Source organism: Bacillus sp. MBGLi79 (genome assembly GCF_002953915.1).
Window position 1 is genome coordinate 320,872 of sequence record NZ_CP026521.1, and the last position, 17,823, is coordinate 338,694.

19 protein-coding genes and 1 pseudogene are annotated in these 17,823 nt (G+C 45.5%); 12 read left to right on the forward strand and 8 right to left on the reverse strand.

All coding sequences use genetic code 11. From position 1 onward, the window contains the following. Positions 1-78 precede the first annotated feature (78 nt). The 5 genes and pseudogenes from C1T29_RS01795 (at position 79) to tatC (ending at position 3,837) form a co-directional block, all read left to right on the forward strand. Positions 79-797: pseudogene (locus C1T29_RS01795) on the forward strand (VWA domain-containing protein). Between the two features lie 79 nt (positions 798-876). Beyond that, a complete protein-coding gene (locus C1T29_RS01800; protein WP_003234785.1) occupies positions 877-1,053 on the forward strand; it encodes a hypothetical protein in 177 nt (58 codons plus the stop codon). A gap of 18 nt (positions 1,054-1,071) precedes the next feature. Continuing rightward, positions 1,072-2,823 (forward strand): alkaline phosphatase PhoD, encoded by a 1,752-nt coding sequence (phoD, locus tag C1T29_RS01805; protein WP_095431187.1) that lies wholly within the window; start codon positions 1,072-1,074, stop codon positions 2,821-2,823. A 12-nt stretch (positions 2,824-2,835) separates the two neighbouring features. Continuing rightward, on the forward strand, positions 2,836-3,048 hold the full coding sequence (gene tatAD / locus C1T29_RS01810) for a sec-independent protein translocase protein TatAD (protein WP_003223835.1): 213 nt from the start codon (positions 2,836-2,838) through the stop codon (positions 3,046-3,048). 60 nt (positions 3,049-3,108) lie between these two features. Continuing rightward, complete coding sequence (tatC, locus tag C1T29_RS01815) at positions 3,109-3,837, forward strand: twin-arginine translocase subunit TatC (RefSeq protein ID WP_095431188.1); 729 nt, start codon at positions 3,109-3,111, stop codon at positions 3,835-3,837. Here tatC and pcp read toward each other — a convergent pair. Then, the gene (gene pcp, locus C1T29_RS01820; RefSeq protein WP_103749840.1) at positions 3,834-4,481 is read right to left on the reverse strand and encodes a pyroglutamyl-peptidase I; all 648 of its coding nucleotides are present in this window, start codon (positions 4,479-4,481) and stop codon (positions 3,834-3,836) included. The genes tatC and pcp overlap by 4 nt on opposite strands. Before the next feature lie 78 nt (positions 4,482-4,559). Between pcp and C1T29_RS01825 the strand changes: the two genes are divergently transcribed. Continuing rightward, positions 4,560-5,672: an aminotransferase class V-fold PLP-dependent enzyme gene (locus tag C1T29_RS01825; protein WP_095431190.1), complete on the forward strand. Its 1,113-nt coding sequence runs from the start codon at positions 4,560-4,562 to the stop codon at positions 5,670-5,672. A 42-nt stretch (positions 5,673-5,714) separates the two neighbouring features. Here the strand turns inward: C1T29_RS01825 and lmr(B) are convergent, their stop codons facing one another. Further along, positions 5,715-7,154 (reverse strand): lincomycin efflux MFS transporter Lmr(B), encoded by a 1,440-nt coding sequence (gene lmr(B), locus C1T29_RS01830; protein WP_095431191.1) that lies wholly within the window; start codon positions 7,152-7,154, stop codon positions 5,715-5,717. Between the two features lie 37 nt (positions 7,155-7,191). After that, positions 7,192-7,758, reverse strand: coding sequence for a transcriptional regulator LmrA (gene lmrA / locus C1T29_RS01835; RefSeq protein ID WP_095431192.1), 567 nt, complete (start codon positions 7,756-7,758; stop codon positions 7,192-7,194). Positions 7,759-7,972: 214 nt separating this feature from the next. On the opposite strand from lmrA, the gene ansZ reads away from it, so the two are divergent. Then, entirely contained in the window at positions 7,973-9,100 is a 1,128-nt protein-coding gene (ansZ, locus tag C1T29_RS01840) for an asparaginase AnsZ (RefSeq protein WP_095431193.1), read from the forward strand. 162 nt (positions 9,101-9,262) lie between these two features. Then, entirely contained in the window at positions 9,263-9,901 is a 639-nt protein-coding gene (gene lipA, locus C1T29_RS01845) for a lipase EstA (protein WP_095431194.1), read from the forward strand. A gap of 37 nt (positions 9,902-9,938) precedes the next feature. On the opposite strand, the gene C1T29_RS01850 is transcribed toward lipA, so the two are convergent. After that, complete coding sequence (locus C1T29_RS01850) at positions 9,939-10,322, reverse strand: RDD family protein (protein WP_015482755.1); 384 nt, start codon at positions 10,320-10,322, stop codon at positions 9,939-9,941. 234 nt (positions 10,323-10,556) lie between these two features. Here C1T29_RS01850 and C1T29_RS01855 point away from each other — a divergent pair, with 234 nt between their 5' ends. After that, positions 10,557-11,633 carry a helix-turn-helix domain-containing protein gene (locus C1T29_RS01855; protein WP_095431195.1) on the forward strand — a complete coding sequence of 359 codons (1,077 nt, stop codon included), beginning with the start codon at positions 10,557-10,559 and terminating at the stop codon, positions 11,631-11,633. A 39-nt stretch (positions 11,634-11,672) separates the two neighbouring features. Here the strand turns inward: C1T29_RS01855 and C1T29_RS01860 are convergent, their stop codons facing one another. Both C1T29_RS01860 and natR read right to left on the reverse strand, forming a co-directional pair. Further along, complete coding sequence (locus C1T29_RS01860; protein ID WP_095431196.1) at positions 11,673-12,629, reverse strand: two-component system sensor histidine kinase NatK; 957 nt, start codon at positions 12,627-12,629, stop codon at positions 11,673-11,675. 12 nt (positions 12,630-12,641) lie between these two features. Further along, positions 12,642-13,343 (reverse strand): two-component system response regulator NatR, encoded by a 702-nt coding sequence (natR, locus tag C1T29_RS01865; RefSeq protein ID WP_014662661.1) that lies wholly within the window; start codon positions 13,341-13,343, stop codon positions 12,642-12,644. Positions 13,344-13,485: 142 nt separating this feature from the next. Here natR and natA point away from each other — a divergent pair, with 142 nt between their 5' ends. From natA to C1T29_RS01880, 3 genes are all read left to right on the forward strand, one after another. After that, positions 13,486-14,226 (forward strand): sodium ABC transporter ATP-binding protein NatA, encoded by a 741-nt coding sequence (natA, locus tag C1T29_RS01870; protein ID WP_014662662.1) that lies wholly within the window; start codon positions 13,486-13,488, stop codon positions 14,224-14,226. Next, positions 14,227-15,387, forward strand: a complete 1,161-nt coding sequence (natB, locus tag C1T29_RS01875) for a sodium ABC transporter permease NatB (protein WP_095431198.1) — start codon at positions 14,227-14,229, stop codon at positions 15,385-15,387. 136 nt (positions 15,388-15,523) lie between these two features. Continuing rightward, complete coding sequence (locus C1T29_RS01880; protein ID WP_095431199.1) at positions 15,524-16,456, forward strand: aldo/keto reductase; 933 nt, start codon at positions 15,524-15,526, stop codon at positions 16,454-16,456. A gap of 39 nt (positions 16,457-16,495) precedes the next feature. Here C1T29_RS01880 and C1T29_RS01885 read toward each other — a convergent pair whose 3' ends face one another. Together C1T29_RS01885 and C1T29_RS01890 are read right to left on the reverse strand one after the other, a co-directional pair. Further along, a complete protein-coding gene (locus tag C1T29_RS01885) occupies positions 16,496-17,560 on the reverse strand; it encodes a DUF4352 domain-containing protein (RefSeq protein WP_069839784.1) in 1,065 nt (354 codons plus the stop codon). 22 nt (positions 17,561-17,582) lie between these two features. After that, on the reverse strand, positions 17,583-17,714 hold the full coding sequence (locus C1T29_RS01890; RefSeq protein ID WP_139236117.1) for a hypothetical protein: 132 nt from the start codon (positions 17,712-17,714) through the stop codon (positions 17,583-17,585). Positions 17,715-17,823: the final 109 nt, after the last annotated feature.

Here is a 17,823-nt window from a genome sequence, read left to right on the forward strand (position 1 = left end):
TTCAAATTGAACGGTGTTTTTCTTTGAAGAAATGCAATGGAAAATATTCCTGTGAAAAGAACTGACGGAGATGACAGAATGGCAACAATCGACCTGCAAAAGAAAAGTGTAAAGATCGTACTGGAGAAAAAGCAATTAACGAAGGTGATGGCTCGTGTCGGACTGGTTCTTGATATTTCGGGATTGATGAGATTGCTCTACAAAAACGGGACGGTCAACATGTGGTGGAGCGGATTTTGGCAGTGGCTGATCAGTTTGATGAGTTGCTGGGTGTATGTGTGTATGATAATGAATATTCCCGATAAAAGCCAGTTTCAGAAAAGGATTTTTCGGGCTATGTCGAGCGTGAAATTTTAAATAATGACCTCTTGCATAAATTCGGCAGAAATGATGAACCGCCGGTCATGAAGGACGTGCTGCGCAAATATGTTGCGGAGGAACCGAGCTCGTATCCCGCTTTCATTGTTTTTATCAATGACGGAGGCTGTAAAAAGTCGATTAAACCGATCATTGAAGCTTCCTCTGATAAGCCTGTGTTCTGGCAGTTTGTCGTCATTGGTAAATTGATTTTCTCAATAAACTCCATACGCTAGAAGGGCGTGTCGTTGGTAACACGAACATCCTGCTTAACGAAGAAATTGACCGCATTTCTGATGATGAGCTTTATGATGCTCTGCCCTGCTGAATTTCCATTTTGGCTGAAAGAAGCGAAGGAAAAAGGAATTGTAAGGGATCAAGAGCCCTCTGCTGAAAACCCGAAAAAGAAGGGCTTTTTCAGCAGATTGTTTTCGAAATAACTGATAAGGCACTGAGCCATTTTGCGAAATGGCTCGGTGTTTTTGTTTTTTTAAGATCATGTGAAGAAAAATAGGCCGAATGGGTGGCTTGCAAACGACAGGATATGCAGAAAACGCGTCATTCAGCCAGCTTTCGGCATGTTTCAGCGGCAGGCTTGTGAGGGAAGACCTGTTTTTGATGTTCAGCGCTTACAATCGGTTCACACTTCTTCACAGTCGTTTAACAATGATTTCCTATAATGGAGACGATCAATGAGAAGAGAGGGGATCTTGAATGGCATACGACAGTCGTTTTGATGAATGGGTACAGAAACTGAAAGAGGAAAGCTTTCAAAACAATACGTTTGACCGCCGCAAATTTATTCAAGGAGCGGGGAAGATTGCAGGACTTTCTCTTGGATTAACCATTGCCCAGTCGGTTGGGGCCTTTGAAGTAAATGCTGCGCCTAAATTCTCAAGCTATCCGTTTACATTAGGGGTAGCGTCAGGTGATCCGCTTTCTGACAGTGTCGTGCTCTGGACGCGCCTGGCACCAGATCCGTTGAATGGCGGGGGAATGCCGAAGCAAGCGGTGCCTGTCAAATGGGAGGTTGCAAAGGATGAGCATTTCCGCAAAATCGTAAGAAAAGGCACTGAAATGGCTAAACCGAGTCTTGCCCATTCCGTTCATGTGGAAGCAGACGGGCTTGAGCCGAACAAAGTGTACTATTACCGTTTCAAAACCGGACATGAACTAAGCCCTGTCGGAAAAACAAAAACACTGCCTGCCCCTGGCGCCAATGTGCCGCAAATGACCTTTGCGTTTGCTTCCTGCCAGCAATATGAGCATGGATATTATACGGCCTACAAGCATATGGCGAAGGAAAAGCTTGATCTTGTCTTCCATCTTGGTGATTACATATATGAATACGGGCCGAATGAGTATGTATCAAAAACGGGCAATGTCCGCACGCACAACAGCGCGGAAATCTATACGCTGCAAGACTATCGGAACCGTCACGCCCAATACCGCTCTGATGCCAATCTTAAAGCAGCACATGCTGCGTTCCCTTGGGTTGTGACATGGGATGACCATGAAGTCGAAAACAACTATGCCAATAAAATACCGGAAAAAGGACAGTCGGTTGAAGCATTCGTGCTCCGCCGCGCGGCAGCATATCAGGCATACTATGAACATATGCCGCTCCGCATTTCCTCTTTGCCGAATGGCCCGGATATGCAGCTGTACCGGCACTTTACGTACGGAAACCTGGTGTCCTTCAATGTGCTTGATACCCGCCAGTACAGGGATGACCAAGCCAATAACGACGGCAATAAGCCGCCTTCTGATGAATCACGAAATCCGAATCGAACCCTGCTTGGAAAAGAACAGGAGCAGTGGCTCTTCAACAATTTGAGCAGCTCGACCGCCCACTGGAATGTGTTGGCGCAGCAAATTTTCTTTGCGAAATGGAATTTTGGGACAAGCGCAAGCCCGATCTACAGCATGGATTCTTGGGACGGCTATCCGGCTCAGCGCGAACGGGTTATCAATTTCATTAAAAGCAAAAATCTGAATAATGTTGTCGTACTGACAGGTGATGTACACGCAAGCTGGGCATCGAATTTGCATGTCGATTTCGAGAAGACAAGTTCAAAAATATTTGGAGCCGAATTTGTCGGAACCTCGATCACATCCGGAGGAAACGGCGCAGATAAGCGGGCGGATACAGACCAAATTTTAAAAGAAAATCCGCACATCAAGTTCTTTAACGACTATCGCGGATATGTCCGCTGTACAGTGACGCCTCACCAGTGGAAAGCCGACTATCGGGTGATGCCGTTTGTAACCGAGCCGGGCGCAGCCATTTCCACGCGGGCTTCATTCGTTTACCAGAAAGACCAAACGGGGCTGAGAAAGGTATCATCCACAACGATCCAGGGCGGGGTGAAGCAATCCGATGAGGTCGAAGAGGATCGTTTCTTTGCGCACAACAAAGCCCACGAAAAACAAATGATTAAGAAGCGTGCAAAAATCACGAATTAAGGAGTGAAAATTATGTTTTCAAACATTGGAATACCGGGCTTGATTCTGATCTTCGTCATCGCCCTCATTATTTTTGGCCCTTCCAAGCTGCCGGAAATCGGACGAGCCGCCGGACGGACACTGCTGGAATTTAAAAGCGCCACAAAATCACTTGTGTCTGGTGATGAAAAAGAAGAGAAATCAGCTGAGCTGACAGCGGTAAAGCAGGACAAAAACGCGGGCTGAATGCTGAGGAGGCAGACACCGGGTCTGCCTCTTTTTTTATGAAAGGGAGGGCTTTTTTGAATGGATAAAAAAGAAACCCATCTGATCGGGCATTTAGAAGAGCTTCGCCGCCGGATGATCATAACCCTTGCGGCATTTCTTCTATTTCTCATCACGGCTTTTTTATTTGTACAGGATATTTATGACTGGCTGATCAGGGATTTGGACGGAAAGCTGGCTGTGCTTGGTCCGAGTGAAATCCTCTGGGTGTATATGATGCTTGCCGGCATTTGTGCCATTGCGGCCTCCATCCCTGTTGCCGCGTACCAGCTGTGGCGTTTCGTTGCTCCGGCGCTGACGAAAACGGAGCGCAGGGTGACGCTCATGTACATACCAGGTTTATTTGCGTTGTTTTTGGCGGGCATCTCCTTCGGATACTTTGTCTTGTTTCCAATCGTGCTCAGCTTTTTGACTCATTTATCCTCCGGCCATTTTGAAACGATGTTTACGGCTGACCGCTACTTCAGGTTTATGGTGAATTTGAGCCTGCCGTTCGGCTTCTTGTTTGAAATGCCCTTGGTGGTGATGTTTTTAACAAGGCTGGGCATCTTAAATCCCTACAGGCTGGCCAAAGCGAGGAAGCTGTCCTATTTTCTGTTGATCGTGGTGTCCATATTGATTACACCGCCGGATTTCATTTCTGATTTTCTCGTGATGATCCCGCTCCTTGTCCTGTTTGAAGTAAGTGTCACCCTATCAGCGTTTGTCTACAAAAAGAGGCTGAGGGACGAATCGGCGGCGGCCGCTTAGTGCAGCGCACCGCCTGGTGACTTCACATCCTCATCATATTGTACGGCCGTAACAGCGGCGATTCTCAATGCCCGGACAATCGTGTCGAGGCTGAGGCTCGGCGCTGTTTTGTCTGTTGTTTGCTCCGGAATGTAAGGAATATGAATAAACCCTCCGCGAATGTGCGGAGCTGTCTGGCTAATGTGATCCATTAATCCGTAGAACAAATAGTTGCATACAAAGGTCCCCGCTGTATACGAAACAGCGGCCGGAATGCCGTTTTCCTTCATTTTTTCAGTCATTCGTTTCACGGGAAGTCCCGTCCAGTAAGCAGCGGGCCCGTCTGGAGAAATCTCCTCATCAATTGGCTGCTGTCCTTCGTTATCGGGGATTCGCGCATCTGCAAGGTTGATCGCCACTCGTTCCGGTGTGACCTGCATCCGTCCTCCTGCTTGGCCGACACAAATCACGATATCTGGCTGATGTTTTTGAATGGCTTGGCGCAGAGTGTCCAGAGCGGATCTAAAGACGGTTGGAATTTGTTCCGCTGTAATGATGGCTTCATCCGTCTCGAAGCCATTAAGACGTTTTGCCGCTTCCCATGATGGATTGACGGTTTCTTTGTCAAAAGGGTCAAAGCCTGTGATCAGCACTTTTTTTCTCATCTACTCATCTCCTTTTTCTTTTATTCTATTGTTTATTTATGGGTTTTTCATCAAAATAATGTAAAGGAGTGAATCATAATGGAGCATTTGCCGCAGAAGTATCGCCAGTTATTCCCAACCTTGCAGACGCATACGATGCTTGCCAGCTGTTCTCAGAGCGCGTTGGCAGAGCCTGTATCAAGGGCGATCCAGGATTATCATGACAGCCTGCTGCATAGGGGGACGAACTGGAAAGAAGCGATCGAAAAAACAGAGAGTGCGAGAAACGAGTTTGCTAAGCTGATCGGAGCTGAACCGGATGAAGTGGCGATTGTGCCGTCAGTTTCTGATGCGCTGGTTTCCGTAGCATCGGCCCTATCTGTTTTTAGAAAGAAACATGTTGTGTATACGGAGATGGAGTTTCCGGCAGTGTCTCATGTCTGGCAGGCACAATGCGACTATCACGTATCCGTCATTCCATCAATAGACGGCGTGATGCCGCTCGAACAGTATGAAACGCATATTTCAGAAGAAACAGTGCTGACGTGTGTTCCTCACGTTCATTATCGTGACGGCTATGTTCAGGATATAAAAGCGATTGCCGAGATTTCTCAGAGAAAGGGCTCTTTATTATTTGTGGATGCTTATCAATCAGCGGGACACATTCCCATTGATGTGAAGAAGTGGGGCGTAGATATGCTGGCAGCAGGCACCCGGAAGTATTTGCTCGGCATACCGGGTGTGGCGTTTCTTTATGTAAGAAAGGAGCTGGCTGACGTACTGAAGCCGAAAGCATCAGCTTGGTTCGGCAGAGAGAACGGATTTGATGGGGCTTATGCAAAAGACGCGCGTCGTTTTCAAACAGGCACCCCAGCTTTTATCAGCATATACGCAGCTGCAGCGGCTTTGTCGCTGTTGAATCATATCGGGGTTTCTCATATCCGGAATCATGTAAAAACGATCTGTGCCGATGCTTGTCAATATGCTGCTGAAAAAGGCCTGCAGCTAGCGTCAGCACAAGGCGGGGTTCAGCCGGGCATGGTTGCGATCCGGGATGAGCGGGCATCGGAAACGGCGGAATTGCTGAAGAAGAAAAAAGTGATTTGCACGCCGCGAGACGAAGTCATCCGTCTCGCTCCCCACTTTTATAATACGAAGGAGGACATGCGGCACGCGATTGATGTAATCGCGGCGAAAATGGTCGATAAGTAAACATAGAAAAGCCCCTGAACACTAGGTCAGGGGCTTTTCATATTAATGGTCTACTTTAACGCGCTTCATAAAGAATGCGCCAACTAAACCGATAATGGCAACAATCATCGCAAACACAAACGCGTGCTGCACACCCGCTGTTAAAGCTTGCGGGATGACTGCCGGATCGGCAGGGTTTTTAACTGTGCTCATATAATCATGCTGGCCCGCAGCCATAATGCTGACCGCAACCGCTGTTCCGATGGCGCCCGCCATTTGCTGCAGCGTGTTCATAATGGCGGTGCCGTCTGGATAAAATTCGCGCGGCAGCTGGTTTAAACCATTTGTCTGCGCAGGCATCATGATCATAGAAATCCCGATCATCAAGCAGGTGTGCAGGATAATAATCAGCACAGCCGTTGATGTGGTTGTGACATTTGAGAAGAACCAAAGAACAACAGTGACAATCACAAATCCAGGAATGACAAGCCATTTTGGCCCGTATTTGTCGAACAAACGGCCTGTAACAGGGGACATAAATCCATTTAAAATACCGCCTGGCAAGAGAACAAGACCAGATGCAAATGCCGTCAGGACTAAGCCGCCTTGCAGGTACATCGGCAAAAGCAGCATAGATGACAGAATGACCATCATGCAAATGAACACCATGATCACACCCAAAATAAACATCGGGTATTTGAACGCACGGAGGTTCATCATCGGCTGCTTCATTGTCAGCTGGCGGATTGAAAATAGGATAAGGCCGACAACGCCGACAATCAGCGACACGATAACAGTCGGGCTGGACCATCCCCCGGAGCCTTCACCCGCGTTGCTGAATCCGAACACAATGCCGCCGAAGCCAATCGTCGACAGGATGATAGACAATACATCGATTTTCGGCTTTGTCGTTTCAGATACATTCTGCATATATGCGATACCGAAAACAAGGGCCAGCACAAGGAACGGAAGAGAGATCCAGAAAATCCAATGCCAGTTGAGGTGCTCCAGAACCAATCCTGAAAAAGTTGGGCCGATGGCGGGCGCGAACATAATGACAAGCCCGATCGTTCCCATTGCGGCGCCCCGTTTATGAGGCGGGAATATCACCAAGATTGTGTTAAACATTAGGGGCAGTAAAAGACCGGTTCCAAGTGCCTGAACGATCCTTGCCGCCAATAAAAACGGGAAGCTTGGCGCGAGTGCCGCGATCAAGGTTCCTATAATTGAAAAGATTAGTGACACGGTAAAAAGCTGTCTTGTTGTGAACCACTGCAACAGCAGTCCTGAAACAGGAACAAGGATACCGAGTACAAGCAGGTAGCCCGTCGTTAACCATTGGACGGTTGCCGCTGTAATGTTCAATTCCTTCATAAGGTCGGTTAACGCAATATTCAGTGCTGTTTCACTGAACATGCCGATAAAACCGGCCAACAGCAAGGAAATCATAATCGGCATCACTTTGTATTGCTGAGATGCTTTAGCTGTTGTTTCCAAAATCATTTCCCCTCTCTATCAACTGCATGTAGGATGTCGTTTTTTATCTCTTCAGCAGGTCAGGAATGCAGCTGGAGATATGAAGGAGCGGCGTACTGTTTTTTGCCGTCAAAGATAAAAGAATGCCGCCTTCAATCATCGCGTTAACTACAGTGCTGGCTTCTTTTGCATGGTTCTCGCTGCAGCCAGCCTGCCTCAGTTTTTCTTCATATACAGAGGCCCATTCTTTGTAGGCTTCATGGCAGGCTTCACGCAATGGTTCGCTTTTCAATGACGTCTCAGCCGCTAGCAAGCCCACAGGCAAGCCTTCAATGTCTTCCGTACATGAAAACTGGCAGGAGAGCTCCTTCAAAAAGGCTTGAATGCCTTCCGCCGGATCGGTGTAGGCTTCCATACAGTCCGCGATTTTCTGGCGGATATACTCCTTCATCTCATTCACGGCTTCGATCGCAAGCTGTTCTTTACCGCCGGGAAAGTGGTAATAAAGAGAGCCTTTAGGCGCGCCGCTTTCCTTTATAATCTGGTTCAGCCCCGTGCCGTAATACCCCTGCAGCTGAAAAAGCCGGGTAGCTGCCGAAAGGATTTTCTCACGGGAATCTCCATAACTCATAACATTCCCACCTTACTGAATTCAATCAAAAATATATTGACTGGTCTATTATCTTGATTCGTTCATCAATTGTCAAGAGAAATTCACTGTATGAAAAGACAAAAAAAGAAGGATATTACAACAAAAAAAGTGAGAGAAAAGCTGACTGGACTTTTGACTGAATAGATAAAATATTCAATGATTAATCATCATAAGGATGTAAGGAGAGAAAGAGATGAAAAAACAACGACTGCTTGCACTTTTTACCGCACTACTGTTTGTTTTTGCCGGATGTTCACATTCTCCTGAAACAAAAGAATCCCCGAAAGAAAAAACGCAGACACAAAAAGTCTCTTCGGCGTCCGCCTCTGACAAAAAGGACCTGCCAAACGTTACAATTTTAGCGACTGGAGGCACGATTGCAGGAGCCGATCAATCCAAAACCTCAACAACTGAATATAAAGCAGGTGTTGTCGGCGTTGAATCATTGATCGAGGCAGTCCCGGAAATGAAGGACATCGCGAACGTCAGCGGCGAGCAGATTGTCAACGTCGGCAGCACAAACATTGATAATAAAATATTGCTGAAGCTGGCGAAACGAATCAACAACTTGCTCGCTTCAGATGATGTAGACGGAATCGTCGTGACTCATGGAACTGACACGCTGGAAGAAACAGCTTATTTTTTGAACCTCACTGTGAAAAGCGATAAACCGGTTGTTATTGTCGGTTCGATGAGACCATCCACAGCGATTAGCGCCGACGGGCCGTCTAATCTGTACAATGCAGTAAAAGTGGCAGGCACACCTGAGGCAAAAGGAAAAGGTGCGCTCGTCGTTCTTAACGACCGGATTGCTTCAGCACGGTATGTCACCAAAACAAACACAACCACAACAGATACATTTAAATCAGATGAAATGGGCTTTGTCGGAACAATTGCCGATGATATTTATTTTAATAATGAAATAACCCGCAAGCATACGAAGGATACGGACTTTTCGGTTTCTAATCTTGATGAGCTGCCGCAAGTAGACATTATCTATGGATACCAAAATGACGGAAGCTACCTGTTTGACGCAGCTGTAAAAGCCGGAGCAAAGGGGATTGTATTTGCCGGTTCTGGGAACGGGTCTTTATCTGATGCAGCCGAAAAAGGGGCGGACAGCGCAGTCAAAAAAGGCGTTACAGTGGTGCGCTCTACCCGCACGGGAAATGGTGTCGTCACACCAAACCAAGACTATGCGGAAAAGGACCTGCTGGCATCGAACTCTTTAAACCCCCAAAAAGCACGGATGTTGCTGATGCTTGCGCTTACCAAAACAAATGATCCTCAAAAAATCCAAGCTTATTTCAATGAGTATTGAAGAAAAGAAGGCGAATAAGCCTTCTTTTTTTTGGCTTTTTAGGACCAATAATGACCTCTGAATCTTAAAATTTCTTTAAAAATGAGCCAAAATTACCCTTTACTTAATTAATTTGGTAACGTAATATAATTGGAGAATTTGTTACAAAAAAAGGAGGATATTATGAAATTTGTAAAAATAAGGATCATTGCACTTGTAACAATTTTGATGCTGTCTGTTACATCGCTGTTTGCGTTGCAGCCGTCAGTAAAAGCCGCTGAACACAATCCAGTCGTTATGGTTCACGGCATTGGAGGGGCATCATTCAATTTTGCGGGAATTAAGAGCTATCTCGTATCTCAGGGCTGGTCGCGGGACAAGCTGTATGCAGTTGATTTTTGGGACAAGACAGGCACAAATTATAACAATGGCCCGGTATTGTCACGATTTGTGCAAAAGGTTTTAGATGAAACGGGTGCGAAAAAAGTGGATATTGTCGCTCACAGTATGGGGGGCGCGAACACACTTTACTACATAAAAAATCTGGACGGCGGAAATAAAGTTGCAAACGTCGTGACGCTTGGCGGCGCGAACCGTTTGACGACAGGCAAGGCGCTTCCGGGAACAGATCCAAATCAAAAGATTTTATACACATCTATTTACAGCAGTGCCGATATGATTGTCATGAATTATTTATCAAGATTAGATGGTGCGAGAAACGTTCAAATCCATGGCGTTGGACACATCGGCCTTCTGTACAGCAGCCAAGTCAACAGCCTGATTAAAGAAGGGCTGAACGGCGGGGGCCAGAATACAAACTAATGAGATAAATAACCTTGAAGAGTCCTATTCTTCAAGGTTATTCTGCTTTTAGCACAATGGTTTTCGCCGCCATATCATGAACGGTTTGTTTTTTCTTCGTAAATGCGGCTGTCAAATAGATCAGGCGGGAGAATACATGCACCCACGCTATGATGTAACGGACAATCGCCTGTAGGAAAGAAATTTTCTCGTGTGTTTCGTCCCTCACGATTTGCAGCCCGATGATTTTTTTGCCCAGTGTGCCCTTCCAATTTGTCAGCGGCATCAGCAAAGGGTACACAATCAGCATCAATATGGCGACAATAATGACACCGGCGGACCCATCGCCAAACGTAAATCCGGCTGCCAAAATCACTGCTGCGGCAATGATTACATCAAGTACAAGCGCGCAGGCGCGCAGCATGAAACCAGCTAGTTCCAATAGAAACACTCCTTAAAATGTTAAATAAATACCTAATGATTGTAAAAAAGATGGGCCTGAAGTGGGAATAGGTGATAAGCCTTAAATCACAAAAGTTGGTGAAAATGTCATAGGTAAATTGGCATAATCAGCCAGCTTATCACATTACCAAATTCTTTTTTAGCCCGAAACCAAGCCCTCAGAAGTTATTTTTGTTAAAATAGAAAAGTTACAACAGAATTCGGAGGGTTTATTGTGGGAAAAGTGAAACGAAATGCCCCTTGCCCGTGCGGCAGCGGCAAGAAATATAAAAAATGCTGCGGAAGTAAAGTAGTCGACTTCCCGGCAGAGTTAGCGGCAAAAGAAGCAAAACAAATTCAGGAAGACTTAGTGGAGTATGCCTTCACAGTACATAGAGAAAGCATTTCAGGCTTTATCAACCAGCATGATTTTCTTTCTGCTATGGACAGACAGACGAAAGACATCAGCGTATTTAACTTGGGTATCTGGGGAATCTTCTTCCATCCGCTTGCCGGTGAGAAGACAATCTTCGAAGAGTACCTGCAGAAAAAAGGCGATTCGATCACTCGTCCGAAAACGCGTGAGATCGTTGAATCATGGAACAGCATGACGCCAGCTTTATTGTTGCTGAAGGACCTGAAAGAAGGCATCATTCACTTTGAAGATGTCATTACGGCAAAACAATTCGAAGTGGAAATGGACGCCAGCAATCAAGACCTTCCTCCAGTGGGAAGCCTGATTCTTGGATATCCAATCCACGAAGCCGAAAAAGCAGAATTCTTCATGCAGTTCACGATCTTCCCGGTGAAGAGAACAGAAGCGCTGATCAGCAAGGTGAAGAAATATGCGGATGCCGCTGTGAAGAACGGCAAAACGCCGGAGGACTTCATGAAGCAGGAATTCAACAACGTTCTGTTCGCGCTGTTAGCTGAAAAGGATGAAGAGCCGCAAGCAGAAAAAGCGGAGGAAAGCTCTGTTGAGTGGGCAAACGACTTGGAGAAAGAAACCGCTGCGGCTATCGAAGAAGGCATGAGCGGAGATGAGTATCCGACTGAGTTGATTCCGGCTGTTATTGACATCTGGAAAACATTCTGTGAGAAAAAATCACCTGTCATCAGAAAGCCGGAAGCTTTTGCGGCGGCAGTTGAATATTATGTGAACGCGATTTCTCTTAACGGCGCGTCCGTTTCCCAGGCTAAACTGGCGAAAAAATACGGCGTCAGCGCATCAACCATTTCCAGCCGTTACAAAGAAATTGAAAGCACGCTGCAGGACGAAGCGGATCGCTTTGCCCAAGCGTTATCCTCATAATGAAAAAAACCTTGAAAAGCCAGGCTTTTCAAGGTTTTTTTATTTCTGAAACGGAATTTTGATTTCTAACCGGAAGACGGGGTGACGGTAGGTAAAATCCAGCCTGCCAAAAGCGCTCTTCACCAGTTTTTGAATGATATATGTGCCCATGCCTTCATGAGCACCGCCTTTTGTTGAGCGGCCAAACGATTGATACAGAGTATCGAGCACCGTAGGGTCCATGCCGGGGGTGCTGTTTTCACAAATCAGCACATAAAGCCCGCTTCGCAGCGAAGTTTCCAGCTTAATCTCCGCTTTTTCTCGGGCCTCCGCCGCGCTGTCGAGCGCATTTTCCAATATGTTGCCGACCAAGCTGACCTGATCAGCAGCTGAAAACGGAAGTGAAGAAAGCGGTGTATGCATATGAAGTGAAACACTCACATTCGAGGCGCGGGCTTTTTCTAGAAAATCATAAAGCACCCCTGCAACGTACGCATTCTCTCCCTTCAAAAAACGGTCATATTGACTGTATTGATCTGCCCAGTTTTGAATATATGCTTGTGTATCTGCCTTGGGCTGAGCTGATTTGATTGCTGTGATATGTTTCATTGTGTCATGATTCCGGCTTCTGACATCAATCAGCATTTGATTGGCGTGCTGTTCAGCTTGTGTCAGCTTATCAATTTGATCAGAAAGCCTTGCTTGCAGGGCAGACTGTCCGATACGGAGCCCTTCACACCCTGCAAATATCACGATCGCAAATAATGCCGGCGGTATGTCAGAGCCGAACGGCACTACCGCCGCTGCCATCGCTTGAATCACCGCAATCCACGCACAAAGCTGGAAGGAACAGCGGTCCCACACCAGCTTCGTTTTCCATAGGTACAATCCTGCTGCCGCCGCACCTAAAGCAGCGGCGAGCCAAGAGACGGCTGTACTGTGCCAAAGGGCAGCAGCCCCCTGATAACATATGAAACTAAATAAAAACAGATAAAGACATTGAAAAAGGGTAATCACGTACTAAACTCCTCAAAAATAGTAGTTTTGAAAATAATCAAGCTGCTGCTTGGTGATCATCGCTTTTTTAGACGTTCCCTCAAAAGAAACCGTGAATGAATGCTTGGTATAAGCGGAAAAGTGCTTTATGTAATGAATGTTGATAATAAAGGAACGATGCGAACGGAGAAAATCCTTTTCGGGCAGGTCGCCTTTAATATCATTTAATGTTTGATACGTTTGCACCTCTTCAGCGGTTGTCACAATCGTCGTGGAACGTCCTGTCCGTTCTGCGAAAATGATATCCTTCTTTTGCAGGACGTGCATTTCAGATTTTTGCTTGATCAATATACGCCCATTCAAACTCGTTTCCGTTTTCTTTTTCAAATAACGGTCGAAGGAAGCGGCCAGACGGTCAGCATAGTAAGGCTTCATAATATAATCGTGGACGTTCAGGTCAAAGGCGTGAACCGCATAACCGCTGTGGCCGGTAACAAATATCACATCCACATCAAGTGAATGGGATCTGATCAAATCCGCAAGCTCGTAGCCAGACATATGAGGCATCTCGATATCGGCAAGCAGCAGATCAATGTCTTCATTCTTTACCCGGCTGTAGGCTTCCTCCGCTGAATCGGTGGAAAAGACAATTTCGACATTTTGCATTCTGGATACGATCGCTTCCAGCTTCTCTAAATCTACTCGATAATCATCGACAAGTCCGACTTTTACCATTATCATTCTCCTAGTTACATAGAATCATCTTTATTCTATCCCATTTCGCGACATAAAAAGAACTCTTCGCGACAACTTTATCCAACAAATCCAGCATTTCGTATATAGTCATTATTAGAAAAAAGAAAAGGGAGATTATGACATGATTACACTGACCGATTGCAGCCGCAGGTTTCAGGATAAGAAAAAAGTAGTCAAAGCGGTGCGAGATGTAAGCTTAACAATTCAAAAAGGAGAAGTCGTCGGCATTCTCGGAGAAAATGGTGCGGGCAAAACGACGATGCTGAGAATGATTGCAGCCTTGCTTGAACCGTCACAAGGGGCAATCACGGTAGACGGCTTTGACACGGTCAAGCAGCCGGCTGAGGTCAAAAAAAGAATCGGTGTCTTATTCGGAGGAGAAACCGGGCTTTACGACAGGATGACCGCTAAAGAAAATCTCCAATACTTCGGCAGGCTGTATGGGCTGAACCGCCACGAGATCAAAGCAAGAATTGAAGATTTATCGAAACGGTTTGGCATGCGCGATTATATGAACCGCAGAGTGGGCGGGTTTTCGAAAGGCATGAGGCAGAAGGTCGCCATTGCCAGAGCGCTGATTCATGATCCGGACATCATTTTATTTGATGAACCGACTACAGGGCTTGATATTACATCCAGCAATATCTTTCGCGAATTCATCCAGCAGCTGAAAAGAGAACAGAAAACCATTCTTTTTTCCAGCCACATTATGGAGGAAGTGCAGGCGCTCTGTGACAGTGTCATCATGATTCACAGCGGAGAGGTGATCTACCGGGGGGCGCTCGAATCACTATACGAGAGCGAGCGCAGTGAGGATTTGAATTACATCTTTATGTCTAAGCTTGTCAGGGGGATTTCTTAAATGCTGAGCCATATTTATAAAAAAGAAATGATCGACGCTTTGCGCGACAGAAAAACGATATTACTCACAATCCTAGTGCCGATGATTATGATGCTTGGGCTTGTATTCTTTTATGAAAGCATGCTGTCCGACAAAGAGGAGCAATACACGCTGGCTGTCGGCCATTCTCTGCCGCCCGCACTGGAAAGTAAGCTTCATGCGATTGACGAGATCAGCGTAAAAACGTTTGCTGAGCCTAAAGAAGCGGTTGACGAAGGAAAAGCAGATGCCTATCTGAACGTCCCGAAAGAGTTCGAATCATATGTCAACAGCATGACGCCATTTAAGATTGATGTTTACGGCAATTCAGTCGATCAAGGGTCGTCAAATGCCATGCAGCTTGTGCAGTCTGCCTTAGATCAGTATAAAAATGAAATTGTGCAGGACCGTTTAACAAATAAGCGCATTGATCAATCGGTTATCCAGCCATTTACGATTCAGCAAAAGGAAGCGGATGAGGAGAAAGGGGTTTCCGCTATTATGCTTTCCGCCATCCTGCCCATGCTGATTCTGACTTCCATTGTTTCCGGCGCAATGCCGATCGCTCTTGATATCATGGCCGGGGAAAAGGACCGGAAATCAATTGAGGCGCTGTTATTGACGCCAGTCAGCAGAAACAAAATGCTGGTCGGCAAGTGGCTTGCGGTTTCTACTTTTGGCGTTGCTTCAGGTGTATTTGCTTTGGTGTTTTTGATTTTGTCCACCGTCTTATTTACTGAGAATTTAAAAACGGCCCTCCAGCTGGGAGATCATATGTGGAGTGTAATTGGCGCTTCAGCTTTAATCATCGTGCTTTCTGCATTGCTGATATCTGCGATGGAGCTTTTCATCAGCATCATTTCGAGCTCGGTAAAGGAAGCGCAAAGCTATATGTCTCTCGTCGTCTTTCTGCCTGTGTTCCCGATGTTTTTCATCTTCAGCAAGGCACCGAATCAATTTGATTTATCGTACTTTCTTATCCCGTTTCTGAACCTGCATGCATTATTCAAACAACTTTTATTCGGGATGGTTGACCCGGCTGCCATTTGGTGCACGTCAGGAACCATCGCCGTGCTCATCGCCATTTTCTTTTTACTGGCCAGAGCCTGCTTCCTGAAAGACAAATGGGTTCTTCCGAAATAAACTTTGCAAAAGGAGAAATACACTTTCTCCTTTTTGTATATCCTGAAAAAAGAAGGAAAATAGAAAAAGGATATCTAATACAAAAAGTGAACCTGCACTATTTTTCATCAAAATTGGTTTCGAAGGAGAAGGAACAATGGATCATACACGTACACTCGGCAAAACGAAGATGAAAGTGAAGCGGATCGGACTCGGCGCGAATGCGGTCGGCGGGCATAATCTATTTCCAAATCTACATGATGAAACTGGGAAGGATTTAGTGCGTACGGCATTGGATGGCGGCGTGAACTTTATCGACACCGCCTTTATATATGGATTGGGGCGATCTGAAGAATTAATCGGCGAAGTCGTGCAGGAGCGCGGCGCACGGAATGAGCTCATTATTGCCACCAAAGGTGCCCATAAAGAAGTGAATGGCAGCATTGAATTAGACAATAGCCGGGAGTTTCTTCGCAGCGAGGTGGAAAAGAGCCTGAAGCGGCTGAAAACAGATTACATTGATTTGTATTATGTTCATTTTCCGGATGGAAAAACGCCTCTCGCTGAAGTGGCGGGCACTTTGAAAGAGCTGAAGGATGAGGGGAAAATCAAAGCAATCGGCGCATCGAACCTTGATTATCAGCAATTGCAGGAATGTAATGCTGACGGCTATTTGGAGGTCTTCCAAGCCGAATACTCTCTCATTCAGCGTGATGCCGAGAAGGAGCTTCTTCCATACTGTGAACAACACGGCATTTCTTTTATTCCTTACTTTCCGCTTGCGTCCGGACTGCTGACAGGAAAATTCTCGCAAGACACAGTCTTTGATGACATCAGAAAGGATAAACCGCAATTTCAGGGTGAAACGTTTATCCACAATCTCAAAAAAGTAGATAAACTGAAAGCGGTAGCGGAGGAAAAACAAGCCGAGACAGCACATGTTGCTTTGGCGTGGCTGTTAACGAGACCAGCGATTGATGCCATTATTCCGGGAGCTAAACGCCCTGAGCAATTACAGGATAACCTGAAAACCTTAAACGTTGATCTGACCGAGGATGAAGTGAATTTCATCAGCGACATTTTCAAATAAAAAAGGAAATAGCCGTCAAGGCTATTTCCTTTTGGTGTTTTATTCTTTGATGAATGCTTCGACTAATTCTGCTGCTCTGTAATCGTCCATATCAAGCTGCCATTGATCGATGTCATTTTTCTTCATTTTCACTTCAACCGTTTTTTCAGATGAAGCCGGTCCAAGCTTTTTGAATTCCTCAGGATAGACTTGAAGCGCGTATTTCACAGCTTCTTCATAGCTGGCATTAGAGTTTTTGCTATAGTAGTCTTTCACTTTGTCTTCGATACGGTCTGAAAGAGAAGATGCATCTACAGGTTTCACTGTGGCTTCAACAATGGCTTCGTCCTTAGAGATTGAAGTCGTTTTTGCCTGAATGGAAGAGTTTTTGCTTAATCCCTCTTTAATGCCGTTTACGATATTATCAAGCGCTTTGCTGTCCGCATATGTGCTTGAAAGGCCGGAAGCTGATAGATAACCGTCTTTGGCTGATTCGTTGAAGTCATTGACAATTTCATTCTTGTTAGCGCCGGTGATTTTTTCGAAATCGGCGTTATCTTTGCCGAAAAGAAGGACATCAATATAAGCCGATAACGCTTTTGCAGAATCTTGGAGCTTATCTGCCGTCGCCAAGATTTTTTTATCTTTTCCGTCAATTTTAAAAGTAACTGATTTTGGCTTTTTATCACCGTAAGACTCAGGCGTATAGTTAAGTTCGTATTGTTTGCCTTTATCTACAACGAAGAACAGATTTCCTTCAACGGATTTGTCAGCGTTAATCGTGCTGCCTTGAAGCTTTTCACTATAGTCTTCAGGATCTGTGTCAGACATTTTCGTATCACCTTGATACAAAGTGAAATCCATGCTGTCTACATTCAGCGGGTCTTTTCCTGTGTTTTTCACAGCGACATTCACTTTTAACACAAGCTGGTCATCTGAAGTGGACTTATCATATTTAGACGGAAGCGTGTAAGAAACATCCTTGATTTTGACTTGAGCTATATCTGAGCTTTTTTCTGTTTCTGATTCTTTCTTCTCCGCGCTTGTTTTGCTGCCAGAACAAGCAGCTGTAAACATCATCAGCAGAAGAATTAGGAAAACAGCGTACGTTTTTTTCTGAAACATTCATTTTTCCTCCTCAAATGGTTTAGGGAAGGGGAGTCTTTTGTCTTTGAGAAATGGATCTTTTTGAATGGATTAGCATCATATAACCAAAAAAATCAGTTCTTTTCTCATGGTTTTCACCGGATTTTCTGGAAACTCCGCCCTCCTTTGTCATGAATGGACCTATAAAAAGTTACAACGGAATTAATTTTAAGATTATTAGCTTTTATATTGAATAGGTTCATCATCCTATTTTTGGCGAAAAATGTTCTGGTAAAACTGGT